This is a genomic window from Paraburkholderia sediminicola, from assembly GCF_046030555.1.
Classification (GTDB): domain Bacteria; phylum Pseudomonadota; class Gammaproteobacteria; order Burkholderiales; family Burkholderiaceae; genus Paraburkholderia; species Paraburkholderia sediminicola_E.
Map to the genome: position 1 here is coordinate 219,104 of NZ_JAQQCH010000001.1, position 26,299 is coordinate 245,402.

25 protein-coding genes and 2 tRNA genes are annotated in these 26,299 nt (G+C 62.9%); 18 read left to right on the forward strand and 9 right to left on the reverse strand.

Going from position 1 to position 26,299, the window contains the following annotated elements; all coding sequences use genetic code 11:
* Nucleotides 1-142: 142 nt before the first annotated feature.
* From moaA to PQQ52_RS01040, 5 genes are all read left to right on the forward strand, one after another.
* Complete coding sequence (moaA, locus tag PQQ52_RS01020; RefSeq protein ID WP_408206025.1) at nt 143-1,252, forward strand: GTP 3',8-cyclase MoaA; 1,110 nt, start codon at nt 143-145, stop codon at nt 1,250-1,252.
* A gap of 12 nt (nt 1,253-1,264) precedes the next feature.
* A complete protein-coding gene (gene mobA, locus PQQ52_RS01025) occupies nt 1,265-1,879 on the forward strand; it encodes a molybdenum cofactor guanylyltransferase MobA (RefSeq protein ID WP_408206027.1) in 615 nt (204 codons plus the stop codon).
* 74 nt (nt 1,880-1,953) lie between these two features.
* Nucleotides 1,954-3,255 (forward strand): molybdopterin molybdotransferase MoeA, encoded by a 1,302-nt coding sequence (moeA, locus tag PQQ52_RS01030; RefSeq protein WP_408206762.1) that lies wholly within the window; start codon nt 1,954-1,956, stop codon nt 3,253-3,255.
* A 65-nt stretch (nt 3,256-3,320) separates the two neighbouring features.
* Entirely contained in the window at nt 3,321-3,596 is a 276-nt protein-coding gene (locus PQQ52_RS01035) for a hypothetical protein (protein ID WP_064268466.1), read from the forward strand.
* A complete protein-coding gene (locus PQQ52_RS01040) occupies nt 3,596-4,084 on the forward strand; it encodes a GNAT family N-acetyltransferase (protein ID WP_408206029.1) in 489 nt (162 codons plus the stop codon). Before PQQ52_RS01035 ends, PQQ52_RS01040 begins: the two co-directional genes overlap by 1 nt.
* A 25-nt stretch (nt 4,085-4,109) precedes the next feature.
* On the opposite strand, the gene PQQ52_RS01045 is transcribed toward PQQ52_RS01040, so the two are convergent.
* The 5 genes from PQQ52_RS01045 to pncB form a co-directional block, all read right to left on the reverse strand.
* Complete coding sequence (locus PQQ52_RS01045; protein ID WP_408206031.1) at nt 4,110-5,558, reverse strand: DNA recombination protein RmuC; 1,449 nt, start codon at nt 5,556-5,558, stop codon at nt 4,110-4,112.
* Complete coding sequence (locus PQQ52_RS01050) at nt 5,555-6,544, reverse strand: 2-hydroxyacid dehydrogenase (RefSeq protein ID WP_408206033.1); 990 nt, start codon at nt 6,542-6,544, stop codon at nt 5,555-5,557. Before PQQ52_RS01050 ends, PQQ52_RS01045 begins: the two co-directional genes overlap by 4 nt.
* 65 nt (nt 6,545-6,609) lie before the next feature.
* Nucleotides 6,610-8,037, reverse strand: coding sequence for a sodium:proton antiporter (locus PQQ52_RS01055; protein ID WP_408206034.1), 1,428 nt, complete (start codon nt 8,035-8,037; stop codon nt 6,610-6,612).
* Between the two features lie 67 nt (nt 8,038-8,104).
* The gene (locus PQQ52_RS01060) at nt 8,105-8,767 is read right to left on the reverse strand and encodes a LutC/YkgG family protein (protein WP_408206036.1); all 663 of its coding nucleotides are present in this window, start codon (nt 8,765-8,767) and stop codon (nt 8,105-8,107) included.
* Nucleotides 8,768-8,937: 170 nt separating this feature from the next.
* Complete coding sequence (gene pncB / locus PQQ52_RS01065; protein ID WP_408206038.1) at nt 8,938-10,134, reverse strand: nicotinate phosphoribosyltransferase; 1,197 nt, start codon at nt 10,132-10,134, stop codon at nt 8,938-8,940.
* Between the two features lie 281 nt (nt 10,135-10,415).
* Here pncB and fdxA point away from each other — a divergent pair, with 281 nt between their 5' ends.
* From fdxA to PQQ52_RS01105, 8 genes are all read left to right on the forward strand, one after another.
* Entirely contained in the window at nt 10,416-10,739 is a 324-nt protein-coding gene (gene fdxA / locus PQQ52_RS01070) for a ferredoxin FdxA (protein WP_325047648.1), read from the forward strand.
* Between the two features lie 117 nt (nt 10,740-10,856).
* A tRNA-Asn gene (locus tag PQQ52_RS01075) sits at nt 10,857-10,932 on the forward strand.
* Between the two features lie 62 nt (nt 10,933-10,994).
* Nucleotides 10,995-11,070: transfer RNA gene (locus PQQ52_RS01080), tRNA-Asn, on the forward strand.
* A 256-nt stretch (nt 11,071-11,326) separates the two neighbouring features.
* Entirely contained in the window at nt 11,327-11,803 is a 477-nt protein-coding gene (locus PQQ52_RS01085; protein WP_408206041.1) for a CreA family protein, read from the forward strand.
* A gap of 135 nt (nt 11,804-11,938) precedes the next feature.
* On the forward strand, nt 11,939-12,766 hold the full coding sequence (locus tag PQQ52_RS01090; protein ID WP_408206043.1) for a helix-turn-helix transcriptional regulator: 828 nt from the start codon (nt 11,939-11,941) through the stop codon (nt 12,764-12,766).
* A 167-nt stretch (nt 12,767-12,933) separates the two neighbouring features.
* Complete coding sequence (locus PQQ52_RS01095) at nt 12,934-13,692, forward strand: AzlC family ABC transporter permease (RefSeq protein ID WP_408206764.1); 759 nt, start codon at nt 12,934-12,936, stop codon at nt 13,690-13,692.
* Entirely contained in the window at nt 13,689-14,012 is a 324-nt protein-coding gene (locus PQQ52_RS01100; RefSeq protein WP_408206045.1) for an AzlD domain-containing protein, read from the forward strand. Before PQQ52_RS01095 ends, PQQ52_RS01100 begins: the two co-directional genes overlap by 4 nt.
* A 364-nt stretch (nt 14,013-14,376) precedes the next feature.
* Nucleotides 14,377-15,159 (forward strand): DUF4088 family protein, encoded by a 783-nt coding sequence (locus tag PQQ52_RS01105; RefSeq protein WP_408206047.1) that lies wholly within the window; start codon nt 14,377-14,379, stop codon nt 15,157-15,159.
* 10 nt (nt 15,160-15,169) lie between these two features.
* Here PQQ52_RS01105 and PQQ52_RS01110 read toward each other — a convergent pair whose 3' ends face one another.
* The 3 genes from PQQ52_RS01110 to PQQ52_RS01120 form a co-directional block, all read right to left on the reverse strand.
* A complete protein-coding gene (locus PQQ52_RS01110; RefSeq protein WP_408206049.1) occupies nt 15,170-17,377 on the reverse strand; it encodes an ATP-dependent helicase in 2,208 nt (735 codons plus the stop codon).
* Between the two features lie 264 nt (nt 17,378-17,641).
* Nucleotides 17,642-17,905 carry a hypothetical protein gene (locus PQQ52_RS01115; protein ID WP_408206051.1) on the reverse strand — a complete coding sequence of 88 codons (264 nt, stop codon included), beginning with the start codon at nt 17,903-17,905 and terminating at the stop codon, nt 17,642-17,644.
* A gap of 196 nt (nt 17,906-18,101) precedes the next feature.
* The gene (locus tag PQQ52_RS01120) at nt 18,102-18,557 is read right to left on the reverse strand and encodes a hypothetical protein (protein ID WP_408206053.1); all 456 of its coding nucleotides are present in this window, start codon (nt 18,555-18,557) and stop codon (nt 18,102-18,104) included.
* A 296-nt stretch (nt 18,558-18,853) separates the two neighbouring features.
* Here PQQ52_RS01120 and PQQ52_RS01125 point away from each other — a divergent pair, with 296 nt between their 5' ends.
* The 5 genes from PQQ52_RS01125 (at nt 18,854) to fumC (ending at nt 25,578) form a co-directional block, all read left to right on the forward strand.
* On the forward strand, nt 18,854-19,072 hold the full coding sequence (locus tag PQQ52_RS01125) for an RNA-binding S4 domain-containing protein (protein ID WP_408206055.1): 219 nt from the start codon (nt 18,854-18,856) through the stop codon (nt 19,070-19,072).
* 238 nt (nt 19,073-19,310) lie between these two features.
* Nucleotides 19,311-20,723: an MATE family efflux transporter gene (locus PQQ52_RS01130; protein WP_408206057.1), complete on the forward strand. Its 1,413-nt coding sequence runs from the start codon at nt 19,311-19,313 to the stop codon at nt 20,721-20,723.
* A gap of 434 nt (nt 20,724-21,157) precedes the next feature.
* Nucleotides 21,158-22,117: a ketopantoate/pantoate/pantothenate transporter PanS gene (panS, locus tag PQQ52_RS01135; RefSeq protein ID WP_408206059.1), complete on the forward strand. Its 960-nt coding sequence runs from the start codon at nt 21,158-21,160 to the stop codon at nt 22,115-22,117.
* Nucleotides 22,118-22,553: 436 nt separating this feature from the next.
* Nucleotides 22,554-24,161, forward strand: coding sequence for a phospholipase D family protein (locus PQQ52_RS01140; protein WP_408206061.1), 1,608 nt, complete (start codon nt 22,554-22,556; stop codon nt 24,159-24,161).
* 16 nt (nt 24,162-24,177) lie between these two features.
* Nucleotides 24,178-25,578 (forward strand): class II fumarate hydratase, encoded by a 1,401-nt coding sequence (gene fumC, locus PQQ52_RS01145; protein WP_408206063.1) that lies wholly within the window; start codon nt 24,178-24,180, stop codon nt 25,576-25,578.
* A gap of 162 nt (nt 25,579-25,740) precedes the next feature.
* On the opposite strand, the gene PQQ52_RS01150 is transcribed toward fumC, so the two are convergent.
* Nucleotides 25,741-26,247: an acyl-CoA thioesterase gene (locus PQQ52_RS01150; protein WP_408206065.1), complete on the reverse strand. Its 507-nt coding sequence runs from the start codon at nt 26,245-26,247 to the stop codon at nt 25,741-25,743.
* Between the last annotated feature and the right edge of the window lie 52 nt (nt 26,248-26,299).

Consider the following 26,299-nt stretch of genomic DNA (forward strand, 5'->3'; position numbering starts at 1 on the left):
CCACTCCCCGTATACCCCGACAGCGGCAGGGGCCGGCAGCCGGCAGATGCATTTCCGCTAGAATGAAGATATAGATTCCAATCGCGGCACTTAAGCAGCCCAAAACAAGCAGCCCAAAACGCAGCATCAAGCGAAGTAATTCATGTCCCGACGCATCATCCCTGTTGCCGATCTCAGCGCGGTGCCGGTCATTTCCGGCCCGGTGCAGGCGCCCAGTGGCGTGCTGCACGACACGCTGGCGCGCCCGCTGCGCGATCTGCGCATCTCGGTGACGGATCGCTGCAATTTTCGCTGCGTCTACTGCATGCCGCGCGCGGTATTCGACAAGGATTACGCGTTCTTGCCGCATAGCGCACTGCTCAGCTTCGAAGAAATCGAACGGCTCGCGCGGCTCTTCGTCGCACATGGCGTCGAAAAAATCCGTCTTACGGGTGGCGAGCCGCTGCTACGCAAAAATCTGGAATTCCTGATCGAACGGCTCGCGCAACTCACGACGCCGGAAGGCCGCCCACTCGATCTGACGCTGACCACCAACGGATCGTTGCTGGAGCGCAAAGCGCGCAGTCTGAAAGACGCCGGCCTGACCCGTGTGACGGTAAGTCTCGACGCGCTCGACGACACCATGTTTCGTCGCATGAACGACGCCGACTTCGCGGTCGCCGACGTCCTGGACGGAATCGCCGCGGCCCACGCGGCAGGGCTCGCGCCGGTGAAGGTCAATATGGTCGTCAAGCGCGGCACCAATGACAGCGAAATCGTGCCAATGGCGCGTCATTTCAAAGGCACGGGCGCCGTCCTGCGCTTTATCGAGTACATGGATGTGGGCACGTCGAACGGCTGGAACATGACCGAAGTGCTGCCCTCCGCCGACGTCGTAACGCGCATCGCCGAGCATTTCCCGCTCGTCCCGCTCGAAGCGCACAGCACAGCCGAAACCGCCCAGCGCTGGGGTTATGCGGATGGCAGCGGCGAGATCGGCGTGATTTCGAGCGTGACACGCGCGTTTTGCAGCAGTTGTACACGCGCGCGTCTGTCGACTGAGGGCAAGCTGTACCTGTGCCTGTTCGCGTCGTCCGGTCACGATCTGCGCGCCTTGCTGCGTAACGGTGCGAGCGACGCCGATATCGCCACCGCCGTCGCCGAAATCTGGCAAGACCGCAGCGACCGCTATTCGCAACTGCGCGGCAGCAATGCAGCCGCGCCGCGCGAGCAGGATGGCCGCCGTGTGGAAATGTCGTATATCGGCGGCTAGGCGGCCGAGCCCATGAACCCGACACGTGAACACATCACCGGTCTGGTCCTCGCGGGCGGACGCGGCATGCGGATGGGCGGCGTCGACAAAGGGCTACAGATACTGCATGGCGAGCCGCTCGCCTCCCACGTGCTGAAGCGGCTCGCGCCGCAAACTGGCGCCCTGCTGATCAGCGCCAATCGTCACCCTGACGTCTATACCGCACTCGGCACGCCGTTCGGCGCCAAGGTGCTTGCCGATACCCTGCCCGGCTTTCCCGGACCGCTGGCGGGCCTGCTCGCCGGGCTGCGCGCGGCCGGCACCGCGTACGTACTGAGCGCGCCCTGCGACACGCCCGGACTGTCCGTCGAACTCGCCGCCCGTCTCACGCAGGCGCTCGATTCGAATCAGGCCGACATCGCCACCGTTACAACCACCGACGCCGCAGGCAACGTCTCGCTCCATCCCGTCTTCGCGCTGCTGCGCACGAGTCTCGCAGACGACCTGGCCGCCTTTCTGGAAGCCGGTGAGCGCAAGGTCCGCGCGTGGTACGCGCGCCACAAGACGGTCGAAGTCGCCTTTACCGACGAGCGCGCGTTTTACAATATCAATTCGTTACAAGAACTCGCCGACCTCGAGCGTTGCTGAGGCCCCGGTTGAAATCCCGCTCCGGCCGCACGGCAGCAGCCGCGCCCGCCTCCGGTCGCGACGTCCAGCCCTTCATGACCACGCTTAACGAATTTTCCCGCTGCGTCGCGCAGTACGATCCTCACGCGCTACCTGTTTCGGCCGCCCAGGCGATCGTCCGTCAATGGGCAACGCCCGTCACGGCGGTCGAACGCGTGCCCTTGCGCGATGCGCTCGACCGCGTGCTGGCGGCCGACATCGTCTCGCCGATCGACGTCCCTTCGCACGACAACTCGGCGATGGACGGCTACGCATTCAACCGCGCGGCATTGGCCACGAATGCGTCTGCGGTCGATTTGACGATCGTCGGCAAAGCGCTGGCCGGTCATCCGTTCGCGGGCCGTGTGGATACGACGCAATGCGTACGCGTCATGACGGGCGCCTGCATGCCGCCGGACTGCGACACCGTCGTGCCCCAGGAGTTTGTCGAGAGCAGCGCCGATTCCCTGTCGATCCGCTTTGCGGCCAATGCCGTGCGGGCCGGCGCCAACCGGCGCCTGGCTGGCGAAGACCTTGCGCGCGGCCATGCTGCGCTCCGCGCCGGCCGCATCATGCGCGCGTCGGACCTCGGCTTGCTGGCTTCGCTCGGCATCGGCGAAGTCAACGTGCGGCGGCGTTTGCGCGTCGCATTTTTCTCTACTGGCGACGAATTGCGCTCGCTCGGCGAGCCGCTCGACCCGGGTTCGGTGTACGACAGCAATCGCTACACGCTGTTTGCAATGCTCCGGCGCCTGAACATGGATACGCTCGATCTCGGAGTGGTGCGCGACGAACCCGCCGCGCTCGAAGCCGCGTTGCGCAGCGCCGCAGCCAGTGCCGACGTGGTGTTGACGTCAGGCGGCGTCTCGGTCGGCGAGGCGGATTTCACCAAACAATTGCTGCAGACGTTCGGCGACGTGGCCTCCTGGAGTCTCGCCATGCGCCCGGGGCGGCCGCTCGCTTTTGGCCGGGTCTGGTCCGGCGACCATCCGGGTCTCGGGCTGCCCGCGCTATTCTTCGGCTTGCCGGGCAATCCCGTGGCCGTAATGGTGACGTTCTACCAGATCGTGCGCGAGGCGCTGTTGCTGATGTCCGGCGCAACACCGCAGGCTCTGCCGGTCTTTCGCGCCGCCAGCCGCCAGATCATCCGCAAACGCGCCGGCCGTACCGAGTACCAGCGCGGCGTCGCCGAGCAGGATGCGCATGGCCAATGGCATGTCACGCCGACTGGCTCGCAAGGCTCCGGCATACTGAGTTCGATGAGCGAAGCCAATTGCTTCATCGTTCTCGGGCACGATGAAGCCGATATTACCGAGGGCGAGCACGTCGATATCATGCTGTTCGACGGTCTCATTTGACGCCTGACTGGACGCCTCCGTTGCGGCTTTACCCATTACCACTACGACACACGGGTTTGACTTACATGAAAAAACAGATCTCGTTCATTGCACCGGGACAGACGGCCAAAGCGCTTATCCTCGTGTACCTGACGTTCTCGGTGCCGATCGTGCTGCTCGGCGTGCTGGTGGCGTTCATCCGCTACGGCTCGGTCGAACTGAGCACGGTGTTCAGCGCGCTGCTGCTGAACGCGATTCTCGGCTTCATCCTGCTGTGGATTGCATGCCACGCGTACAACTGGGTCGCGTCGCGCTTTGGCGGTATCGAAATCCACCTGACCGACGCGCCGGAAGAAGCGTAATGACCGCGACGATCCGCGCCGCGACGCCTGCGGATACGGGCGCAATCTTCGCGTTGACGTACGAGCTGGCCGAATTCGAAAGCCTCACGCACGTATTCGTCGCGACCGAAAACGGCTTGCATGACGCCCTGTTCGGCGCGCGGCCTTCGATCGAAGCGCTGGTGGCGGAAAGCGAAGGACGCATCGTCGGCTATGCGCTGTTCTTCCACAATTACTCGAGCTTCGTCGGCAAGCGCGGGTTATATCTCGAAGATGTCTATGTGCAACCGAGCCAACGCGGCAGCGGTCTGGGCACAGCGTTGATCGCCCGATTGGCGGCGCTGGCAGTCGATCGACAATGCGCACGCTTTGAATGGACCGTGCTCGACTGGAACAAGCAGGCCATTAATTTCTACGAAAAGATGGGCGCGACGGTGATGCCGGATTGGCGTGTCGTGCGCCTGACGGGCGAAGCGCTTGAACGATTGGCCGCGGGAGCCGCTTCCTGAGTTTAAGTCGGCTCAGAGTCCGGCTCTATTGCTCGTCGGGATCCACACCCGTTAGCGCGTCACCGAGCAATCCGCTCGCTTCTTCGCCTGGCAATGCCTCGACGTCACGCAGCTTGCGATTCATGACACGAGTGCGTGTTTCCGCGGCTTCGATCGAACGCGTCACGGTTTCAAGCTGCGCCTTCGTCTTTGCCAGCACGTCGCCGAATTTGCCGAACTCCGTTTTAACCGCGCCGAGCACTTGCCACACCTCGCTCGACCGCTTTTCGATCGCAAGCGTGCGGAATCCCATCTGCAAACTATTAAGCAACGCGGTCAGCGTGGTCGGGCCGGCAATGGTCACGCGATAATCGCGTTGCAGCATATCTGTCAGCCCCGGCCGACGCAGGACTTCCGCGTACAGACCTTCGGTAGGCAAGAACAACAGCGCGAAATCCGTCGTGTGCGGTGGCGACACATACTTCTCGGAAATCGTGCGCGCCTCGGCGCGTATCCGCGCTTCGAGCGCGCGCGACGCCTCCTCCACCGCAACGGGATCGGCGCGCTCCTGAGCCTCGATCAGCCGCTCGTAGTCTTCGCGCGGGAACTTGGCGTCAATCGGCAACCAGACCGGCGTGGCAGGACTACCCGTCTCCGCACGGCCTGGCAGCTTGATCGCGAATTCGACGCGATCTGCACTCTTCGGCACCGTCGCAACGTTCTTCGCGTATTGATCCGCGGTGAGAAGTTGTTCGAGCAACGCTTCGAGCTGCACTTCACCCCACGTGCCGCGCGTTTTGACGTTGGTCAGGACTTTCTTCAGATCGCCGACGCCCGCCGCCAGCGCCTGCATCTCACCGAGACCGCGATGCACCTGTTCCAGCCGGTCGGACACCAGCTTGAACGATTCGCCCAGGCGTTGTTCGAGCGTGGCGTGCAATTTTTCGTCGACGGTGCGGCGCATCTCTTCGAGCTTGGCCGAGTTGTTTGCCTCGATGTCTTTCAGTCGTTGCTCGATGGTCGCACGCACTTCAGCGAAGCGGCGATCGTTCGCCTCGGTGAGTTGGCCCAGTTGCAAAGTCAGCGTGTCGCCGAACTGCTTGAGCGTGCGCGCTTGCTCGTCGCGCGCCTGCTGCGCCTGCTGCTGCAGGCTGTGACGCACCGCGTCTAGTTGCTGCGCGAAGCCGTCGATCTTGCCGCCCTGCACCGTCGTCATACTGCTGAATTGCGATGCAAGCGTTTGCTGAAAGTGCGCGAATCCACTGCTCTGCTCGGTACGCGACACGCGCGCCGTTTCGGTGATGTCATTGCGCAGTTGCCGCTCAAGCCGCTCATAAGCATGCGACTGTGCATCTGCCGCCGCGTCGATACGCTCGCTGAGCATCTCGAACTGCCCGCTTTCGTCAGCGCGGCTATGGCCACGCATCAGCAAAGCCAACGCAATGACCAATGCGACCGCCAGCACTGCAACGGCCGCCACCAGAATCATTGTCATGAACGCGCCTTGCCGATGACCTCGGGGTTGATCGGATTCGGCGGCCGGCCGGCGCGTGGACCTTCACCCAGCGCCGCGATCAGATTGTCCGCAGCAAGGTTCGCCATGGCGCGGCGCGTTGCTTCAGTCGCGCTGGCGATGTGCGGCGTCAGTACGACATTCGGCACGGTCAACAGAGCCGGATTCAGATTCGGCTCGCCTTCGTAAACATCCAGCCCGGCAGCTGCGATCTGTTTCGAACGTAGCGCTTCAACCAGCGCGGCATCGTCGACGATGCCGCCGCGCGCAATGTTGGTGAGCGTTGCGGTCGGCTTCATTTGCGCGAGTTCGGCCGCGCCGATCGTGTGATGGTTTTCCTTCGTGTACGGCAAGACGAGGACCACGTGGTCGGCCCGTTGCAGCAGTTCCTGCTTCGACACGTATTGCGCGTTTAACTCCGCCTCGATTTCCGGCGCGACGCGCGAACGGTTGTGATAGATCATCTGCATGTTGAAACCCTTGGCGCGACGCGCGAGCGCTTGTCCGATCCGACCCATGCCGATCACGCCGAGCGTCGAGCCATACAGGTCCGTGCCGAGAAAACCGTCATAGGTCCACTTCTGCCATTTGCCCGCGCGTAGCCAGTGCTCCGATTCGGCAATGCGGCGTGCCGCGGCCATCATCAACGCCCAGCCGAAATCGGCGGTTGATTCGTTCAGCACGTCCGGCGTATTGGTACCAAGCACATTCGCCGCGTTGAACGCGGCCATGTCGAAGTTGTTGTAGCCCACCGCCATGTTCGAGACCACGCGCAGACGCGGCGCCGCTGCGAGCACGGCCGCGCCGACCGGATCGCCCGCGGTCAACGCGCCGTCTTTGTCCGCGAGACGGCGCGTCAATTCGGCGACGGGCAATACGTCACCCTGATGCCAGTCGACGTCGAAATACTGCTTGAGCCGTTCGATCACATCGGGAAAGATCGGACGGGCGACGAGGATCTTCTGCATTGCAATTCTCCGAATAGCGCGTCGAGTTCAATCGCCTCGGCGTCAAGAAAACATCAAGTCAGGCGTCAGAAAAACAGCCAGCCGGTGACGAGAAACAGCGGAATCAGCACAACAACCGACCAGCCGAAATACGCGAAAAAACCCGGCATGCGAATGCCCCGTGATTCCGCGATCGCTTTCACCATGAAGTTCGGCGCGTTGCCGATATACGTGTTGGCGCCCATGAACACCGCCCCGGCCGAGATCGCCGCGAGCGTGGTGGCGCCGGTGGTCATCAGCGTCTGCGCGTCGCCGCCGGCCAGGTTGAAGAACACCAGGTAGGTCGGCGCATTGTCGAGAAACGACGATAGCAGGCCGGTCGCCCAGAAGTACATCAGATCGTGCGGCTGGCCGGCCGGATTGACCAGATGGACGATGCCGGCGAATGCGCCCGCCTCGCCGGCACGCAGAATCGTGATGACCGGCGCGATCGTCACGAAGATGCCGGCGAACAGTTTGGCGACTTCTTCGATCGGCGCCCAGTTGAAGTCGTTACCGGCGCGTGCCGCACGCGGCGTCAACACCAGCGAGAGCAACGTGACGCCGATCAGCGCGACATCGCGCACCGCATTTTGCAACGCGACATGCGTACCGAACACGTCGAACACGACGTCCGACTTCCAGAGTCCGCTCATCAAAACCAGCGCAATCACGGCAGCGAGAAACACAAAGTTGATCTTGCCCTCGATGCCCAGCGGCGGCGAATCCGGCGTCGGATCGAGAAAGCGCGAGCGCTCTTCTTCACGCCGATGAAAATAATACGAGTCGAGTGCATAGAACGCGACCAGCAGGACGACGCAGACAAACAGCATCGGCAACGCCAGATGCGTGGTGGTCCAGAAAAAACTGACGCCCTGCAGAAACCCGAGAAAGAGCGGCGGGTCGCCGAGCGGCGATAACGAGCCACCCGCGTTCGCGACCAGAAAGATGAAGAACACCACCACATGAACGACGTGCTTGCGGTTGTCGTTGGCGCGCAGCAATGGGCGGATCAGCAGCATCGCCGCGCCGGTCGTACCCATGACACTGGCCAATAAGGTACCCAGCGCGAGAATCGCAGTATTCAGGCGCGGCGTGCCGTGCAGATTGCCGCGCACGCAGATGCCGCCCGCGACCGTATAGAGCGCCGTCAGCAGCACGATGAACGGAATGTATTCTTCGAGCACCGCATGTACCAGCGTACCGAATGCGACACCCGTGCCGAAGGTAAGCCCAAACGGCACCAGGAACAGCAGCGCCCACGCTGCCGCGATCTTGCCGAAATGGTGATGCCAGAATGCCGGCGCAACCAACGGAAACACGGCGATCGACAGCAACACGCCCGCAAACGGCAAGCCCCATAGCGCCGACAAAGTCGCGCCGTCGAGCGTAGCCGCCGATGCCAGCTGAGGCCACCCCGCCAGCATCAGTGCAACGGCAAGCACCACGCTTGACCCTACGGCATGTCGTTTCATATTTTTGAAGTCCTTGTTACCGCAGGCGAGCGGGCGCGCCGCGAAGAGACAACGGCGCGCGCAGCGCTCAGGCACCACGTACGACGATCACATGCACCCGATAAGGCCCATGTGCGCCAAGCACGATAGTCTGCTCGATATCCCCTGTGCGCGAGGGCCCGGAGACAAAATTGACCGCGCGCGGCAGTTCACCGCGTTCGCGGCGGATCAACCCGAACGCCTCTTCTTGCCCTGAGACGATGCGCGAAGCCGGCACGATCGCAATGTGCGTTTCCGGCAACAGAGCTGCCGATGCGTAGGTTTCCGGCCCGGACAGCAGAACGAGTGTGCCGGTCTCCGCAGTCGCGCAGAAGCAACCGGTGAGACCGACCACGTCGCCGTCTTCAGGCTTGCGGAATTCGACGTTGAGGCCGGCTTCGGCCCATTGCAGATCTTGCAGGGTTTGCCACGCGATCGCCTGCAGCGGCAAAGCGTGTTCAGTGAGGTAGCGATGCGCGGCGGAAGGCACTTCGCTCAGTGCTCCAACCGTATCGACAGTGGTCGCCATTTTCTGCGCTTCTTCGATGAAGCGCGTGATCAGATCGGCCGGCATCTCCGGACGCGGACCTTCAGGATGGCGCGCCAGATAATCCGCAGCCGCCTCGCGCTCGGAAGCGGACGGCTCAGGCTCGCGCCCCTGCGCCGCGCGGATACGCGCCAGGATGTTACGGCGGGCAATCGATGTGTCCATATGCGAAATCCTCGTGTCGACAGCCGTGCGATGTGACGAGGATTATACCGGCCAGCCTGGGCGCGAACACCCTGGCCGAACGGCCTATGGCTGCGTATCACCCACGCGGTGAGCGCGATTTCCGTGCGGTATCAGCACGTGGGTCGCATGCGAACCGCGCGTGTGCCGTATTACTTCGCAGCGCTTTCCTCTGGCTGCGCAATGCCGAACACCTGACGCAGATACGCGAGATAGGCCTTGTCTTCGCACATATTCTTGCCCGGCGAATCCGACAGCTTCGCCACCGGCTGACCGTTGCAGCGAACCATCTTGATGACGATCTGCAACGGGTTATAGCCGAGGTCGTTTGTCAGATTGGTTCCTACGCCGAATGCCAGCTTGCAGCGGCCGCGGAAACGCTCGTACAGTTGCAGCACCTTCGGAATGTCGAGCGCGTCGGAAAACACGAGGATCTTGGTACGCGGGTCGCAGCGGTTCGCCTCATAGTGCTTGAGCAGGCGCTCGCCCCAGTCGAACGGATCGCCGGAATCGTGGCGCGCGCCGTCGAACAGCTTGCAGAAGTACATGTCGAAGTCGCGCAGGAAAGCCTCCATGCCGTACACATCCGACAGTGCAATACCCAGGTCGCCGCGATACTCCTTCGCCCACATTTCGAAGCCGAAAATCTGTGAATCGCGCAGTCGCGGACCGAGGGCCTGACACGCCTGCAGGTATTCATGCGCCATCGTGCCGAGCGGCGTGAGGCTGTGCTTCATCGCGTAGAAGACGTTACTGGTGCCGGCGAATTGCTCGCCAAGACCGTCTTTCAGCTTGAGGATCACTTCTTCGTGCCATTGCTTCGAGAAGCGGCGGCGCGTGCCGTAGTCGGCGATCTTGCAGTCGGCGAATTCCGGGCGCGCGCCCAGCAGCTTGATCTTCTCGACGAGACGGCCGCGCCCTTCGCTGTAGTCCGGCTTTTGCTGGGTATTGCGGAAGTAGACCTCGTTGACGATCGCGAGCATCGGGATCTCGAACAGGATCGTATGCAGCCACGGCCCCTTGATCTCGATGTCGATTTCGCCGTTGCCCTTCGGTGACGGCAAAATCGAAATGTATTTCTCGCTCAGATGGAACAGCGCGAGAAACTCGATGAAGTCGCCCTTGATGAAGCGCATGCGCCGCAGGTAGTCAAGCTCGTCGTCGGTGAAGCGCAGATCACACAGCTTGCGCACTTCATCGCGAATTTCGCTGATGTACGGCACAAGGTCGACATTCGGCGTGCGGCAGCGAAACCGGTACTCGACATTCGCCGCGGGAAAGTGATGCAACACCACTTGCATCATCGTGAACTTGTACAGATCGGTGTCGAGCAGCGAAGTAATAATCATGATGGCGCGAACTGGACTGCAGGAAAAACGGAAGGCTTGGCTCGACCAAACGCGTCAACCCATGCGCTTGCGGCGCACCCCGTGCGCGCCGACCTGATGCATGTTACCCGAATGCGCCCGGATTCAGCGCACCGGCGGGCGGCTCTCGCCGGACGCCATAAACTAATCACGAAAACGTATAAAAGGCATTGCCCGATGGCGTATGCGCCTCTTGACGTTACGCTACAATACCGCTTTTGGCGTTTTCGCCTCCCCTGATTCCGCATGCAGGAGCTGCCTGAATGACTCACGTTGTGACCGAAAGCTGCATCAAGTGCCGCTATACCGACTGCGTCGATGTGTGCCCGGTGGACTGCTTTCGCGAAGGTCCCAACTTCCTCGCGATTGACCCCGACGAATGCATCGACTGCGCCGTGTGCGTGGCCGAGTGCCCGGTGAACGCCATTTATGCCGAAGAAGACGTGCCGGGCGACCAGCAGCACTTCACCGAGCTGAATGCCGATCTGGCAAAGAACTGGCCGAGCATCACCAAGACCAAGGCGCCGCTGCCGGAAGCCGACGAATTCAAGGACGTGAAGGAAAAGCTGGCCCTGCTCGCGCGCTGAGCGGCGCGGCCTGTCGCCCGCCTTGCCGAATCCGGCACAAATCGAGATGAACGCAGGGTATTGACAGGGGCTTAAGCTGCTTCTACAATTTCGCTTCTCTGCTGTTTGTTGTTCTGTTCCTCGATAGCTCAGTTGGTAGAGCGCCGGACTGTTAATCCGTAGGTCCCTGGTTCGAGCCCAGGTCGAGGAGCCAAGAATTTCAAAAGCCCGTTAACCAATACGGGCTTTTTTATGTAGATCAAGTTGTATTGCTGTTCCTCGATAGCTCAGTTGGTAGAGCGCCGGACTGTTAATCCGTAGGTCCCTGGTTCGAGCCCAGGTCGAGGAGCCAAAAAAATTTAGAAGGCCCGCATTCGTGCGGGCCTTTTTGTTTTTGGCCTTGCGTTTGGCCTGACCTTTTGACTTGGCCTGTTTCAACGCCGAATCAGGGAGCCCGAGCCGGGGGGCGGCCATTTGTTCCGGCCGGAACGTAGCGCATGACCCAGAGCATTTGCACTGCCCCTCTGGCGGACACGCCGTTATACGATGGTGTTTTATCGGCGCAACTCTTTGGCACGCCCAATCCAAACACTTTCCCCGGCCATCTCATGAACTCGACCTTGTTGCGCATCACGCTCGCCGTCACTACCGCCCTGCTGCCGCCCTCGGCACACAGCGAAGAAGTTGCCAGCGTGAATACCAACTTCCGCATCACGGGCTCTGACCGCGTGGTCGTCGAAGCCTATGACGATCCGTTGGTCCAGGGTGTGACCTGCTACGTGTCGCGGGCGCGCACCGGCGGCGTCAAGGGCACGCTCGGCATCGCCGAAGATCCGACTGAAGCGTCGATTGCCTGCCGTCAGGTCGGCGCGATTCATTTCACGGGGCCAGTGAAACAGCAGGCCGACGTGTTCTCCGTGAGCATGTCGCTTATCTTCAAATCGCTGCATGTGGTGCGAGTGGTCGACGCGAAGCGCAACACGCTGGTCTACATGACATACAGCGACAGGGTCGTCAGCGGCAGCGCGAAAAACAGCGTGAGCGCCGTGCCGATGCCGGCCGGCACGACGATCCCGGTCAAGTGATCGCCGTTCGATGGTAAACGCGCTGCGCAAGAAGCACCGGCCATGAGTAACGGCAGCGGCAGCCGCCGCGGCGCGCTACACTGACCGGTCACGCCTCGCCGGACCGCCGAAACGCCGAAACGCCAGACTTCCACCATGCCCGCCCATCGCTTCCAGGATTCCGCCCGCTACTGGCGCACGCCGCTTTTGCCCGGCGCGGACCTGCTCACGGCCGAATACCACGATCACGAGTTCACGCCGCATTGGCATGACGCGTACACGATCCCGGTGATCGTCGCGGGCGCTGAGGGTTATCGGTATCGCGGCTCGGACTATGTCGCCGAAGCGGGCAGTGTGCCGATCATCAATCCCGGTGAGTTGCACACGGGGTCCAAGGCTGTCGAAGCAGGCTGGCGATATCGCGTGATGTATGCGCCCGTTGCGTTCATCCACGAGCTTGCCGGCGAGATCGCCGGCAAGCCGCAAGCCTTGCCGTGGTTCGCGCCGGGAGTGATTCGCGATCCCGATCTGGCGCAGCGACTGGCGCGCGCGCACTGCCTGCTGGAGGCCGGCGACGATCCGCTTGCCGCCGAGGCCGCCATGCTCGACGCCTTGTCCACCTTGCTGGTCCGCTATTCGCAAACGCAGCCGGAACCGTCGCAGCTCGCCACCGACGACGCCCGCGTCGCAACAATGCAGGAACGCCTGACCGGTGATCTTGCCGAACCTGTCACGCTGGCCGAAGTCGCGCGGGCAGCGGGCCTGTCGCCCTTTCACGCCGCGCGCCTTTTCAACCAGGCTACCGGCCTGCCGCCACACGCGTGGCGCAACCAGGTGCGCCTGCAACGCTCGCTTGGACCGTTGCGTGCGGGTGCCTCCGTGACGGATGTCGCCGCAGCCAGTGGTTTCACAGACCAGAGTCATTTCACGCGCCATTTCCGTCGCATGTTCGGCGTGCCGCCAGGACGCTGGCAGGGCAGCTGAGGCAAGCTTCGCTGCCACCCACCGCAAGAACGTACAAGCCCCCGCTCAGCCTTGCCCGCTATCCTTTGTGCATCAAGGAGGCAAGATTGACCCATTCCAACCCCGCCCAGCACTCAAGCCCAGGCCACTTAAAAGAATTCGCCGCCGGCGCGCGCGACATCATCCCGATGATGGTCGGCGCGGCGCCCTTCGGCGTGATCTTCGGCACCCTGGTCGCGTCCGGCCCGCTGCATCTATGGCACGGGCAGCTGATGTCGCTTGTCGTGTTCGCCGGCTCCGCGCAATTCATCGCGCTCGGGCTGATCGCCGGCCACGCGAGCTTCGCGGTGATCTGGGCGACCACGCTCGTCGTCAACCTGCGTCACGTGCTGTACAGCGCGACGCTCGCGCCGCACGTCGCGCATCTGCCAGCACGCTGGCGCTGGGCGCTCGGCGCACTGCTCACCGACGAAGTCTTCGCAGTCGCGTGGGAACATTACCGGCATCGGGAGCCCGGTACGGTCGGCCCGCACTACTTTTTCGGCGCGGGTCTGGCCATGTACCTGAACTGGCAACTCTGGACCGTCGCCGGCCTGCTGTTCGGCGCAGCCTTTCCGGGCCTGCAGTCGCTCGGGCTCGATTTCGCGATGGTCGCGACCTTCATTGCGATCGTCGTGCCGCAGCTCGTCGCACTGCGCTATGTCGCGGCGGCCGTCACCGCGGGCACACTGGCCTTCTTCTGGCAGGCGTGGCCGTACAAGCTCGGCCTGCTCGGCGCCGTGTTCGCGGGCGTGGCAATCGGTGTCTTGCTGTCGTCGCCGCGATTTGGGCGAGGCGCGCGGGGAAATCACGAATCCTCGCGAGATGCTTCGCGCGAAACCTCGCCAGGACCCCTGCGGGAAGCCCCGCGGAAAACCTCGAAGGAAACTATGGAGGCATCGCGATGAACTACGTCGTTCTGATCCTCGGCATGGCAGCCATCACGTGGGTAATCCGCGCCGCCGTCTTCGTGCTCGGCGATCGGCTGGTGTTTCCGCCGCTCGTGCGCACCGCGCTCGGTTTCGTGCCGGTTACCGTGCTGACCGCGATCATCGTGCCGATGGCGGTTTCGCCGCATGGCACCCATGCCGAATTGACCTGGCGCAATCCGCAACTGGTCGGGGCGCTGGCGGCCATCGCCGTCAGCGCGCTGACGCGGCGGCCGCTTCTGACCATCGCGGTCGGCCTGATGGTCTTTTTTGTCTGGCAAGGCGTCGTGCTTAAATAAGCGAAACGGCCAGTATCGGCCCCGCGGGATGGCCGCATTTCTGGCGGCCGTCACTCCGGTACCGCCACGCCCTGCGCACTGCCGCCCCCTCGCGCTAGCGGCGCCGAGCGTGTTGCTTGCGCATCGCGCTCAACCAGGCGACGCCGACGCCGGCCTCCAAACCGGTCGTCAATCCGTCACCGCCCCTTAAGTTTCCCTCAATTCCGCCGATATGAAGTCGAGGTCCGCGAATCGGGATGCGTCCCGCTGATTACGTGGCAACAGGCAGGCATCATCCGCGCCGGCACTTGGCCTTGCGTCGCACAGGGTCCGGTGCGTCCGGATGACAGACGAGAGCGCGCGGCAGGATCAAACGGGATAACAGATGGGTCAAATCACCCTCACACTCAAAGACGAAACCATTGCGACGCTGCGCAAGGACTTCGACGCTTTTCTGCGGGTTTCGCTGAAGCTCGATCCGCAGTTCGCGACGCCATCGTTTGAGGATTTTCTGCGCGCCAAGCTGCTCGACAGCATGGTGCCGCTGACTGAACATGCGGTTCGGCGGATGTTGCAAGGTGGCCAGTACGCATGGGCGAAACGCACGCTGGACAAGGAATTCCCGGACGTGGTCGCGATTCTGATGCGGCAGGCAGGGGAATTCGGTTTCGGCTTTGCGGCCCGCTCGGAATGGACGCCGGAAGAGCTGTCCAAGCAGTGTCACGACTGGGCGGCGACCATCGTCAAGGAAGCGGAAGGCGACGCGGTGCTAGTCGATCCGCTCGCGGCGCAGATCAAGAGCGCGGTGCAGGACATTCAGGCGCTGGAAGAAATCATGCAGACGCCGGCCTGGCGGCTGGTGGAATCGCTGCGCCAGCGCGTCTACGAAGCCAAAGTGGCCTGCGAAACAGGCGTGGGCAGCACCGCGCGCGAAAAGCTCGGCGAACTGCGCGGGCTGTTGCGCCTGGGTATTTCGCACGGCTCGTTCCAGAAGCAGGAAGCGCAGCAGATCATGGAGTACCTGCGCTTGCTGAAGCCGGAGATTTTCATCGAAGAACCCTATGACGTGTTCTCACGGTGCGCCGCATGGTTGCGCAATTTCTTTGTGCCGCCGCGTCCGGCGCCGCAACAGCAACCGCAGCAACAGCCACAACGGCGGTCGCGCTAGAACCGCCGCTTCAATCCCACATCTTCCTGAGCCGGGCCCCAATCTCGATCTTCGCCTGTGCCGCGGCGGCCAGCCCCGCCGCTGTTGGGGTGCTCGGCACCGGCACGCGCGGCCAGGCGTAGGCGTCGAACAAGGGCATCAGATGCGCCGGAATGAATCGGGTGCGCGATGCCCACACGTGACGGTCGCCCATATGCGTCTGGTTGTGCACGTAAAAACGCTGCGGCACCACGATATGCAGGTCTTCCTTCGCGCGCGTCATCGCCACGTATAGCAGGCGCCGCTCCTCGTCGATTTCCTCCTCGCTGCCGGTGCCGAGATCGGACGGAATGCAACCGTCGACGCCATTCAGCACGAAGACGTTGCGCCACTCCTGCCCTTTCGCCGAATGAATCGTGGACAGAATCAGGTAGTCCTCGTCGATCATGGGCACGCCCGATTCGTCGCTGGTGGCGTCGGGCGGATCGAGCGTCAGCTCGGTCAGGAAGCGTTCGCGCGAGGCATAGGTGCCCGCGATGCTTTCCATCTGCAGCACGTCTGCATGACGGATTGCCGCGTCCTCATGATTGCGCTCGAGATGCGGCTCGTACCAGCGCCGCACCATTTCGAACTCGGCCGGCCACGGCGTCTGGCGCCCGTACACGCTCGACATCAGCTTGACGAACGGATGCCAGTCTTCCTGCGCGCGAGCGGGTGGCGCAAAGGCGGCCAGCGCACCACCGGCGCTATCGGTGAGATCGGCCGGATTGCCAGCGGCGGCCCGGGCCACAACGTCGTCCAGCACCTTCGCGGCGGTGGCGGGACCTACGCCTGGCAGCAATTGCACGACGCGAAAACCAGCGACACGGTCGCGTGGATTCTCCGCCCAGCGCAGCACGGCGAGCACATCCTTGACGTGCACCGAGTCGAGAAACTTCAGGCCGCCGAACTTTACGAACGGAATGTTGCGCCGGGCCAGTTCAATCTCGAGCGCGGCGCTGTGATGGGCTGCGCGAAACAGCACCGCCTGCGACTTGAGCGTCATGCCCTGCTCGCGCGCTTCGAGCACCTGTTCGACGATGTAGCGCGCCTGATCCGCCTCGTCGGCGACCGTCACCAGACGCGGGCGTTGCGCCGAAGCCTTGTCGGTCCACAGATTCTTCGTGTAGCGCTCGCTCGCAAGCTCGATGACCGCATTCGACGCCGCCAGAATCGACCCCGTGGAGCGGTAATTGCGCTCGAGCGTGACCTGTTTGGCTGGCGGGTTGAAGTGCGCCGGAAAATCGAGAATGTTGCGCACGGTCGCGCCGCGAAACGAATAGATCGACTGGGCGTCGTCGCCGACCACGGTCAGGCCGCGTCCGTCGGGTTTCAGCGCGAGCAGGATCGACGCCTGCAAGCGGTTGGTGTCCTGATATTCGTCGACCATGACGTGATCGAAACGCGCTGACAGATCGGCCGCGATCGCCGGCTCGGCAGCCATGTGCGACCAGTAGAGCAGCAGGTCGTCGTAGTCGAGCACGCTCTGCTTCTGCTTGGCTTCGACGTACGCGGCGAACAGCATGCGCAGATCGGCTTCCCACTCGCGGCACCAGGGGAACGCACTGTTGAGCACGTCGGCGAGCGACGCGCCGGTGTTCACCACGCGCGAGTAAATCGCAAAGCACGTGCTCTTGGCCGGAAAGCGCCGCTCTTTCGCCGACAGCCCCAGCTCGTGGCGCACGAGATTCATCAGGTCGGCGGAATCCTCACGGTCGTTGATCGTGAAGGCGGGCGCGAGGCCGATCAGGTCCGCATATTCACGCAGTAACCGCGCGCCCACGCTATGAAAGGTGCCCGACCACGTCAGCCCTTGCGCCAGCGCAGCCCGCGCACCGAGCGCCGCACCGGCGATGCGCGCGACGCGGCGGGTCATTTCGAGCGCGGCGCGGCGGGAAAAGGTCAGCAGCAGGATACGGCGCGGATCGGCGCCCTTCACCACCAGATTGGCAACCCGGTGCGCCAGGGTATTGGTCTTGCCGGAACCGGCACCCGCGATCACCAGCAACGCGCCCGGCGGCGCATGGGGACTGTCGGCGCCATATTCGACTGCTTCGCGTTGAGCGTCGTTGAGCTTTGCCAGCCAGGCAGCGGCGGTATCAGTACCGGAATCGGACGGTGGTGGAGATTCAGCGACGGAGAGCACAGTGGATTCGGGCCTGAGGTGGAGTTGACGCGGCGACGCATACTGTATATCCATACAACTATCTGAGACAAGCGACCCTTTTTTTCGTGCTCCGCTGTCGGCGTCGCGGTCCTGCAGAATCATCGGCGCAGCGCTTTGCCGAGCTCGTCGAGCGACACTGTCAGGCCCCTTCTTTCTGGCGTGGCCATCAGGCACCGGCACAGCCGTGGCGTAAAGCGAGCGCAAAAAAATGGCCCGGGCGCACGCGCGCGCCGGGCCATTTTCTTCGACGAGGCATAGCAAGGCGTCCGCGACGCCCTGCTCTCCCTTGACGCCTTCTTACTGCTTCTTCGCGTCCTTCACGTTGGCGTCGGCATTCGCCTTATCCGCATCGGCCTGGGCGTCAGTCTTCTTCTTGTCGGCCTTGGCTTGCGCCACCGACGCCTTCTTGTCGGCCTTCGACTGCTGCTTGGCCGCCTTCTTGTCAGCGTGAGTCGCTGGCGCGGCGGCCGGGTCGCTCGCCTGCGCGAATGCGACCGACGACAGGCAACCGGCAATGAGCGCGGCGTAAATCCGGTTCTTCATAGACGTGGTGATGGTCATGCGATACCTCCGTACAACGGCATGCGGATAAATCGGGCAGTCTGCACGACGCCCGGTTTACTGCACGGCAAAGTTGATTAAAGCGAGCCGGCTGAAGCCAGTCGCTGCGGGCGCAGCGCCTTTGCACGACACCCGGTTAGCGAGGGCGGGACTGCGGCCAACGCCACCGTCACGCCCGGCGCGTTAGAACTCAGGCTTAGTGCTTGACGTCAGCACCGTTGTCCTGGTCGGCCGCCTGGCCCTGCATGTTCATCTTCATTTCGTTGTTAGCAGTCTGCTTGTCAGCCTTCTGGTTGATCTTGGCATCGCGCACCTGCTCCTTGTACTGCGACTTGGCGGCCTTTTTCTGTTGCGCCAACTCCGCCTTGGATGCCTTCTTCGACGCCTTGTATTCGGCATTGGCTTGCGCGTTGGCGTCGCGTTTCTGAACCAGCGGATCGGTCGAGCCCGACGCCGTCAGACGCGTCGGTGCAGGCGTCACCGGCTGCACACCCTGCGCGGCCGGTGCGGCAGGCGCAAGATCGGCGCCTTGGGTCTGGACCTGTGCCTGGCCGTTCATACCAGCGGCCGGTTGCTCCGTCTGAGCGACAGCAGCAGTAGCGGCAAAAGCAGTCAGGGCGGTACCGATCAGAAGCGTACGAATCTGGGTCATGGCTAAATTCCTCTCTAGAGTTGTTGTGACGCGGGCGTCGTATCCAGCGCGGTGTATGTCATGCGCGCCTCGTCCGGTCTATTCACCGCCGAAAAATCCAGCAGGCTTTCCTACAGACCCGCACTTTACGAGTGAAGTTCTTGATAGACGACCAGTGTTACGGAACGTTTCACTTTCTGACAACTACATAACATCTGCTTGCAATCGACTGATCGCGGTCCGGCGCCACGGGGACTTTCGTTCGGGGCAAGCTTCTGGCTTATGATGCGAACCCTTTGCTTCAAGGTGCAAACGCCATGCCCAACCTCGATTTCACCCTGACCGGCGACTACGTCGAACTGCACAATCTCCTGAAGATAACGGGGCTTGCGGACAGCGGCGGGTCAGCAAAAATGATGGTCGCGGACGGCGCGGTGAGCGTCGACGGCCGGGTCGAAACGCGTAAAACCTGCAAAATTCGCGCGGGCCAGGTTGTGTTGCTCGGCGATACGCGGATTGCGGTGCACGAGGCTTGAGGCGCGGCCTCTTTGAGTCCGGAAACTCGGAGGACCGCACGCACCAAAATCGCGCTTCCTCCATCGACATCGCGGCGCCTAAGCAATAAGCTGTCAGTTTCGACAGACAAACAATCGGCTGACAGCCGCCCTACGCTTTCGGTGCGCCCGCATTCCGCCACCGGCAGCGCGCAAGCCTCGCGAGTCGTCCTGCTTGCGCCCGCCGCCACGCTGTCGCCCCTTCCGCTTCAAGCGCTCCATGACTCAATCCGGCTTCACCCGGGTGGCCGCCCGGCCGCCGACCCTTTCCCGCCACGCCGCCGACACCGCCCGGCTCGCCGCGCCGCTCGCCATCGCGCAACTTTCGCAAATGGCGATGGGCGTCACCGATACGATCCTGCTCGGCTCGCTGGGCCCTGACGCGCTTGCCGCCGGCGGGCTCGGCGCCAACCTGTTCTTCGTTGTGGTCACCCTGCTGCAAGGCGTGCTCACCTCCGTCAGCGTGAGCGTGTCGCACGCGCGCGGCGCGCAGGACGAAGGCCGGGTACCGCATATCTACTGGACCGGCCTGGTCTTGTCGGTGCTGCTGTCGGTGCCGGCTTTCTTCCTGCTGTCGTTCGCCACGCCAATCCTGCTGGCCTTCGGCGAACCCGCCCTGCTCGCGCACAACGTCGGTGAATACGCGGCGGTGTTGCGCTGGGGTTCGCTCGGCAGTCTGATCGGTGTCGGCCTGATGCGCTCGTTCCTGCCCGCCATCGGCGCCGCCAAGCGGCTCCTGTGGGTGTCGTTGATTAGCGTGTTCGTCAACGGGTTTCTCAACTACGGGCTGATTCACGGCGTCTACGGACTGCCCCGCCTCGGCTTTCTCGGTTCGGCGGCGGCCACCTCGTTCACTGTCTGGCTGAGCGCGCTCGTCCTGATGGCCTTGTTGCATCTGCGGCCACGCTATAAACATTTCGTCGTCGCAACGCGGCCGAACGTGCCGTTGATGAGCGAGTTGTTCGGCATCGGCTGGCCGGTCGCGATCACCTACGGCGTCGAATCGACCCTGTTCCTCGCCACCGGCCTGATGGTCGGCCTGCTCGGCGAATCGCAACTGGCCGCGCATCAGATCGCGTTGAACGTCGCCTCGGTGGCCTTCATGGTGCCGCTCGCGATCGGCCAGGCAGCCAATGTGCGGGTCGGCTACTGGTCCGGCGCCGGCCAGCCGCTCGCCGCGCGCCACGCGGGCTTCGTCGCGCTGGCGCTCGGTGTCGGCTTCATGACGCTGTCGGGCATCGTGCTGATCGCGGCGCCGCACTGGATCGTCGGCCTGTACCTGCATCTCGACGACCCGGCCAATACAGCGACGGTGACGTTGGCGAGTTCGCTGCTCGGCGTGGCCGCGATCTTCCAGATCGTCGACGGCATGCAGACCGTCGGCTCAGGCTGCCTGCGCGGTCTGAAAGACACGCGCGTGCCGATGATTGCCGCCACGTTCGGGTACTGGGTCATCGGCTTTCCGACCGGTTACGTGCTGGCATTTCATTTCGGGCTGGGCGCGCGCGGCCTGTGGTGGGGGCTCGCCGCCGGCCTCGCGAGCGTCGCGTTGCTAATGACGCTGCGCTTTCACAAACTGAGCTTGCGGCGCGTGCCGGTCACGCCCGGCGCGCCGCCTGCCCCATCGGCATGAGCTAAGCAAATCACAGATGACTGGTTGGCCGAGCACTGGCCACGCGCCAGGATTCAGTGTCTTCCAGACACTCCTCTGACAGGGTTCAACCCGCGCACTGCGCGGGTTTCTTTTTTGTGCGGCCGCTTTCGCGAGTACGGTTGAATGCAGCGGCCAGGTTCAACCTCGTCAGGCCATCTGGTTGCACGCGCAACCAACGTTCCCTTGCAAACGCGCCGTGAACGGTAAAATGCGCGCTTTGGCACAAATCGCGCGCACCCACGTGAGCCGACTCGCGCACCTCACAAAGGTCCGCGCCGCCCAACGGCCCGACACCCGTCGCCAGGGCCTGCCGCTCCTCGCGAGCGGCGCCCCGGGCATGCACCGCTGATCGCGGCATGCTGCTCGACCGACCTTCAATTCTCGCTATAAAACATAAACAAGGACCACCCGTCATGCTTGCCCGCGTCACCCGTTTATTTCCGCTCTGGGCCGTGCTCGTTTCGATTGCCGCGTACTTCTCGCCCGCCTCGTTCACCAGTATTGCCCCGCACGTCACCACGCTCCTGACGATCATCATGCTGGCGATGGGCGTCACGCTGTCGGTGGCCGACTTCCAGCGCGTCTTCACGCGGCCCGCGCCGGTGATCGCCGGCATCGTGTTGCATTACCTCGTGATGCCGCTGGCAGCGTGGGCCATCGCCAAAGCACTGCGCATGCCGCCGGATCTGACGGCCGGCATGGTGCTGGTGGGTAGCGTGGCAAGCGGCACGGCATCGAATGTCATGATCTATCTGGCGCGCGGCGACGTGGCGCTGTCGGTGACGATCAGCGCGTTGTCGACGCTCGTCGGCGTGTTCGCGACACCGCTGCTCACGCGTCTTTACGTGGATGCCTCCATCGCTGTCGACGTGCACGGCATGCTGATGAGCATCCTGCAGATCGTCGCATTGCCGATCGTGGTCGGCCTAATCGTCAATCAGTTGTTCAACAAGACGGTCCGCAAGGTCGAGCCGATTTTGCCGCTGATCTCGATGGTTGCGATTCTGCTGATCATCGGCGCGGTGGTGGGCGGCACGCAGAAGAGCATCGCGTCGGTGGGTCTCGTGGTGATGCTGGGTGTGGTGCTGCACAACGGCATCGGTTTGCTCGGCGGCTATTGGGGCGGCCGTTTGCTCGGCTTCGACGAAGCCGTTTGCCGCACGCTCGCGATCGAAGTGGGCATGCAGAACTCGGGACTCGCGGCGACGCTCGGCAAACTGTATTTCACGCCGATCGCGGCGTTGCCGGGTGCGTTGTTTTCAGTGTGGCATAACCTCTCCGGCTCGCTGCTCGCGGGGTATTGGGCGGGACGTCCTGCGAAAGGATCCACGCATCCGGATGGCGAGCGTGTATTGAACGCCGAACGCGGGTAATCATCATCGAGCAGTCATCAAGCGCCGCAGGTCGAACGCATCCTGCTTTGACTCGCGGCATCTGTCCGCACGCTTGAAGCGTGCGGACAGAAAGCGTCGTGCAGGCAATCAAACGACGCCAAAGTCCCTCGGCATTGTCATACGCGAGAACAAACGCTCACACGCCTGATTCCCCTTAGAATGCATTTCTCGACAGGGCGAACACGCCACACGCGCTGTCGCAATGAGAAGTCTGCAAACAGGGAGATACAGCGTGTCGTGGCATCAAAACCAAAATCAAAATCAGACCGCATTGCACAGCAAATCCGCGTTCAGCACGCTTCGGAGGACGTCACTCGCCCGGAAGAGAGTCGGCCGCCTTGAAGGACGTCCGCCGCGCCTGAGCAAGTCGGCCGCCTCGAAAAAAGTCCCCTCGAAGGACTGGTGGCCAGGACGATTGTGGGATTGGCGGACGACGAGACATTTCTTCCTGCTGTGCTGCGCAACGGCATTTTTGACCGCTTGCGCGAGCCGTCCTCCCGCCACCGCGTTCGACCGCCAGGTCACCCACGCACTGCCCGCCACTGAAATCACACCGCTTCACACGGCCCTCGCGCGGCCCGAAGCCGCCCATCCAGACGAGTCCGGCTTCCGGGTACTGTCGAGCGGCACCGACGCCTTGCAGATGCGCATTGCGCTTGCGCGTGCCGCGACGAAAACCCTCGACATGCAGTACTACATCGCCAACGAGGACACCACCGGCAAGCTGCTGCTCGGCGCCGCGCTCTACGCGGCCGACCACGGTGTGAGAGTGCGCATGCTGGTCGACGATCTGAACTTCAAGGACATCGACCAGGTGATGGCGGGGCTGAACTCGCACGAGAACATCGAGATCCGCGTCTTCAATCCGTTCGGCAGCGCGCAGGAAGGCGTGTTCGAGCGCACCACGAACGTGTTCACGCAGATCGGCCATTTCACGCGCCGCATGCACAACAAGTCGATGATCACCGACAACCAGTTAGCGATCGTCGGCGGCCGCAATCTCGGCGACGAATATTTCAGCGCCAGCGAAACACTGCAGTTCCGCGATCTCGACGTGCTGGCCGCCGGTCCGATAGTCGCCGATGTCTCCGCCAGTTTCGACGACTACTGGAACAGCAGCATCGCCTATCCGCTGCGGGTGCTGAACAAACAGAAGTTCGACGCGAAAGTGCTCGACCAGACGCGTGACGATTTACGCCAGCACTGGCGCACCAACGCCGACCCATACAACGCGAAACCGCTGAACGCTACACCGCTCGCCGTGCAGATTGCCGGGGATCAACTCGGCCTGACGTGGGCGCCGGCCGAATTCAAGGCAGACCTGCCGGAGAAAATCGTCCATCCGTCGCCGGACTACGTCAGTCCGCCGATGCAGCGATTGGCGGAGCTGATGCACGACGCGCAGAAAGATTTTCTGATCATTTCGCCCTACTTCGTACCGCACGAGTCGGGCGTCAAGGCAGCCGGCGAACTGACGCATCGCGGGGTACGCATCGCTGTGCTGACCAACTCCCTCGCCGCGACCGATGCAGTGGCCGTGCAAGCCGGCTACAGTCCGTTCCGCGTGCCGCTGCTGCAACAGGGTGTGGAGCTGTATGAATTCAAACCGCAGCAGAATACGCCACGCGTCGGTTTCACCGGCTCTCGCTCGCGAGCCAGCTTGCACGCGAAAACCTATGTCATCGACCGCAAGATTCTGGTGATCGGCTCGATGAATCTCGACCCGCGCTCGGCCAACCTGAACACCGAGCAGACCCTGGTCATTCATAGCCCACCACTCGCCGAACAGGTCGCGCAGATCTTCGAACGCGCTATCGCACCCGAAGCAAGCTACCGGGTCACGCTCGCCGATCCGGCGCAACTCGCGTATCTGCGCTCGATCGGCGCGCCCCTCTCGCCGCTCGTCTGGACCGACGTAGAAAACGGCGCGCGCCGCACCTATATCTTCGACCCGCAAGCGGGTTTTTACCGGAACGCGCTAACGGGTCTATTCTCCCTATTGCCTGTCAACGCAGAACTTTGAGAAGCGGAGTTGAACCATGACCGAAGACGTACGAATGGAGCGCGACACGTTCGGCGAGATCGCCGTGCCGAACGCTCGTTTATGGGGTGCGCAAACGCAGCGCTCGCTGCAGAATTTCCGTATTTCGTCTGAAAAACAATCGCCCGAACTGATCACCGCGCTGGCCGTCATCAAACGCGCCGCCGCCGAGGTCAACCAGGGTCTGGGCGTGCTCGACGAGAACAAGGCGAAGGCGATCATGCAGGCAGCCGACGAGATTATCGACGGTAAGCACCCCGAGGAATTTCCGCTCGCGGTCTGGCAAACCGGCTCCGGCACGCAGACCAATATGAACCTCAACGAGGTGATCGCGAATCGTGCGAGCGAGTTGCTCGGCGGCGAGCGTGGCGAGGCCCGCAAGGTGCATCCGAACGACGACGTGAATCGCGGCCAGTCGTCGAACGACGTGTTTCCGACAGCGATGCACGTCGCCGCCGCCTATGGGATCGTCAAGCATCTGCTGCCCGCGTTGAAGACGCTGCGCGATACGCTCGACGGCAAGGCCAAAGCCTTCGCCGACATCGTCAAGATCGGCCGTACGCATCTGCAGGACGCTACGCCGCTGACGCTTGGCCAGGAATTTTCAGGCTACGTCGCGCAACTCGATCACGGCATCCGTCATGTGGAATCGGCGCTGCCGCATCTATATGAACTCGCACAGGGTGGCACGGCGGTCGGCACCGGCTTGAATGCGCATCCGCAGTTCGCCGACAAGGTGGCCGCGGCGATCGGCAAACTAACCGGCTTGCCGTTCGTCTCGGCGCCCAACAAATTCGAAGTGATGGCCGCAGCCGATGCGCTGGTGTTCGCGCACGGTGCGTTGAAGACTGTGGCGGTGAGCCTGAACAAGATCGCCAACGACATTCGCTGGCTCGCGAGCGGCCCGCGTTGCGGGCTCGGCGAACTGTCGATTCCGGAGAACGAACCGGGCAGCTCGATCATGCCAGGCAAGGTCAATCCGACGCAGTCCGAAGCCTTAACGATGCTGTGTTCACAGGTGTTCGGCAACGACGTCGCGGTGAATATCGGCGGCGCGAGCGGCAACTTCGAGTTGAACGTGTTCCGGCCGATGATCGCGCACAACGTGCTGCAATCGATCCGTCTGCTCGCCGACGGCGCGCACAGTTTCAACGACAACTGCGCGGTGGGCATCGAGCCCAATAGCGAGCGCATCGATACGTTGCTCAACGAATCGCTGATGCTGGTGACGGCGCTCAATCCGCACATCGGCTACGACAAGGCCGCGCAGATTGCGAAGAAAGCGCACAAGGAAGGCACCACGCTGAAAGCGTCGGCGCTGGCGCTCGGCTATGTCACCGAGCAGCAGTTCGACGAATGGGTGCGGCCGAAGGATATGGTCGGGCATTCGGCGGGGTGATTGCCACTGGGACCGGCTAGCGCCTGGCCGGTCCGGCAGATTGGCTGACGTGATTGCAAATAGCAGGGCGCGCGGACGCAATGATCGCGTGCCCTGTTGCGCGTTGCCGCTGGCAAGCGGCGGCACGCCCCGCAAGGCGTACCGATGCCGCCGAGGCGTCGCTTAAACCTTCCCCTGCGCCACTTCGTCCGGCTTCAACTCAACGATCGCATCGAGCGCTTCCTTCACATCCATCGCGTACTTGGCGAGGCGCTTTTGCTCCTCCGTTTCCGGCACGAACGCGGGCACCGGCACCGGGTGGCCGTTCTCGTTGACGGCGACCATCACGACGAGGCAATCGGTGGTTTGCAGCAGCTCGCCGCCCTTCGGATCGCCCGCCTGCACCGACACGTGAATGTGCATGCTGGTGCGGCCGGTCGCCACGACCCGCGCGCGCAGTTCAACCAGGTTGCCGACCAGGATCGGCCGGCGGAAGCGGATATTGCCCACGCTGACCGTCACGCAATAGCGCCCGGACCACACCGCCGAGCACGCATACGCGGTCTCGTCGATCCACTTCATCAATGCGCCCCCATGCACCTTGCCGCCGAAGTTGACCGAGCTGGGCTCGGCGAGAAAGCGGAAGGTGGTTTCGGAACGGTCCAACGGCGCTAAGGCAGGGGTGCTCATCTTGACTCCGGTCAATCGGATGCATTTAAAGGAGGCGATTATACGAGCGCAA

Coding starts and splice junctions, on each gene's coding strand:
- moaA (WP_408206025.1), top strand. CDS start 143: ATGTCCCGACGCATCATCCCTGTTGCCGATCTCAGCGCGGTGCCGGTC.
- mobA (WP_408206027.1), top strand. CDS start 1,265: ATGAACCCGACACGTGAACACATCACCGGTCTGGTCCTCGCGGGCGGA.
- moeA (WP_408206762.1), top strand. CDS start 1,954: ATGACCACGCTTAACGAATTTTCCCGCTGCGTCGCGCAGTACGATCCT.
- PQQ52_RS01035 (WP_064268466.1), top strand. CDS start 3,321: ATGAAAAAACAGATCTCGTTCATTGCACCGGGACAGACGGCCAAAGCG.
- PQQ52_RS01040 (WP_408206029.1), top strand. CDS start 3,596: ATGACCGCGACGATCCGCGCCGCGACGCCTGCGGATACGGGCGCAATC.
- PQQ52_RS01045 (WP_408206031.1), bottom strand. CDS start 5,558: ATGACAATGATTCTGGTGGCGGCCGTTGCAGTGCTGGCGGTCGCATTG.
- PQQ52_RS01050 (WP_408206033.1), bottom strand. CDS start 6,544: ATGCAGAAGATCCTCGTCGCCCGTCCGATCTTTCCCGATGTGATCGAA.
- PQQ52_RS01055 (WP_408206034.1), bottom strand. CDS start 8,037: ATGAAACGACATGCCGTAGGGTCAAGCGTGGTGCTTGCCGTTGCACTG.
- PQQ52_RS01060 (WP_408206036.1), bottom strand. CDS start 8,767: ATGGACACATCGATTGCCCGCCGTAACATCCTGGCGCGTATCCGCGCG.
- pncB (WP_408206038.1), bottom strand. CDS start 10,134: ATGATTATTACTTCGCTGCTCGACACCGATCTGTACAAGTTCACGATG.
- fdxA (WP_325047648.1), top strand. CDS start 10,416: ATGACTCACGTTGTGACCGAAAGCTGCATCAAGTGCCGCTATACCGAC.
- PQQ52_RS01085 (WP_408206041.1), top strand. CDS start 11,327: ATGAACTCGACCTTGTTGCGCATCACGCTCGCCGTCACTACCGCCCTG.
- PQQ52_RS01090 (WP_408206043.1), top strand. CDS start 11,939: ATGCCCGCCCATCGCTTCCAGGATTCCGCCCGCTACTGGCGCACGCCG.
- PQQ52_RS01095 (WP_408206764.1), top strand. CDS start 12,934: ATGATGGTCGGCGCGGCGCCCTTCGGCGTGATCTTCGGCACCCTGGTC.
- PQQ52_RS01100 (WP_408206045.1), top strand. CDS start 13,689: ATGAACTACGTCGTTCTGATCCTCGGCATGGCAGCCATCACGTGGGTA.
- PQQ52_RS01105 (WP_408206047.1), top strand. CDS start 14,377: ATGGGTCAAATCACCCTCACACTCAAAGACGAAACCATTGCGACGCTG.
- PQQ52_RS01110 (WP_408206049.1), bottom strand. CDS start 17,377: ATGGATATACAGTATGCGTCGCCGCGTCAACTCCACCTCAGGCCCGAA.
- PQQ52_RS01115 (WP_408206051.1), bottom strand. CDS start 17,905: ATGACCATCACCACGTCTATGAAGAACCGGATTTACGCCGCGCTCATT.
- PQQ52_RS01120 (WP_408206053.1), bottom strand. CDS start 18,557: ATGACCCAGATTCGTACGCTTCTGATCGGTACCGCCCTGACTGCTTTT.
- PQQ52_RS01125 (WP_408206055.1), top strand. CDS start 18,854: ATGCCCAACCTCGATTTCACCCTGACCGGCGACTACGTCGAACTGCAC.
- PQQ52_RS01130 (WP_408206057.1), top strand. CDS start 19,311: ATGACTCAATCCGGCTTCACCCGGGTGGCCGCCCGGCCGCCGACCCTT.
- panS (WP_408206059.1), top strand. CDS start 21,158: ATGCTTGCCCGCGTCACCCGTTTATTTCCGCTCTGGGCCGTGCTCGTT.
- fumC (WP_408206063.1), top strand. CDS start 24,178: ATGACCGAAGACGTACGAATGGAGCGCGACACGTTCGGCGAGATCGCC.
- PQQ52_RS01150 (WP_408206065.1), bottom strand. CDS start 26,247: ATGAGCACCCCTGCCTTAGCGCCGTTGGACCGTTCCGAAACCACCTTC.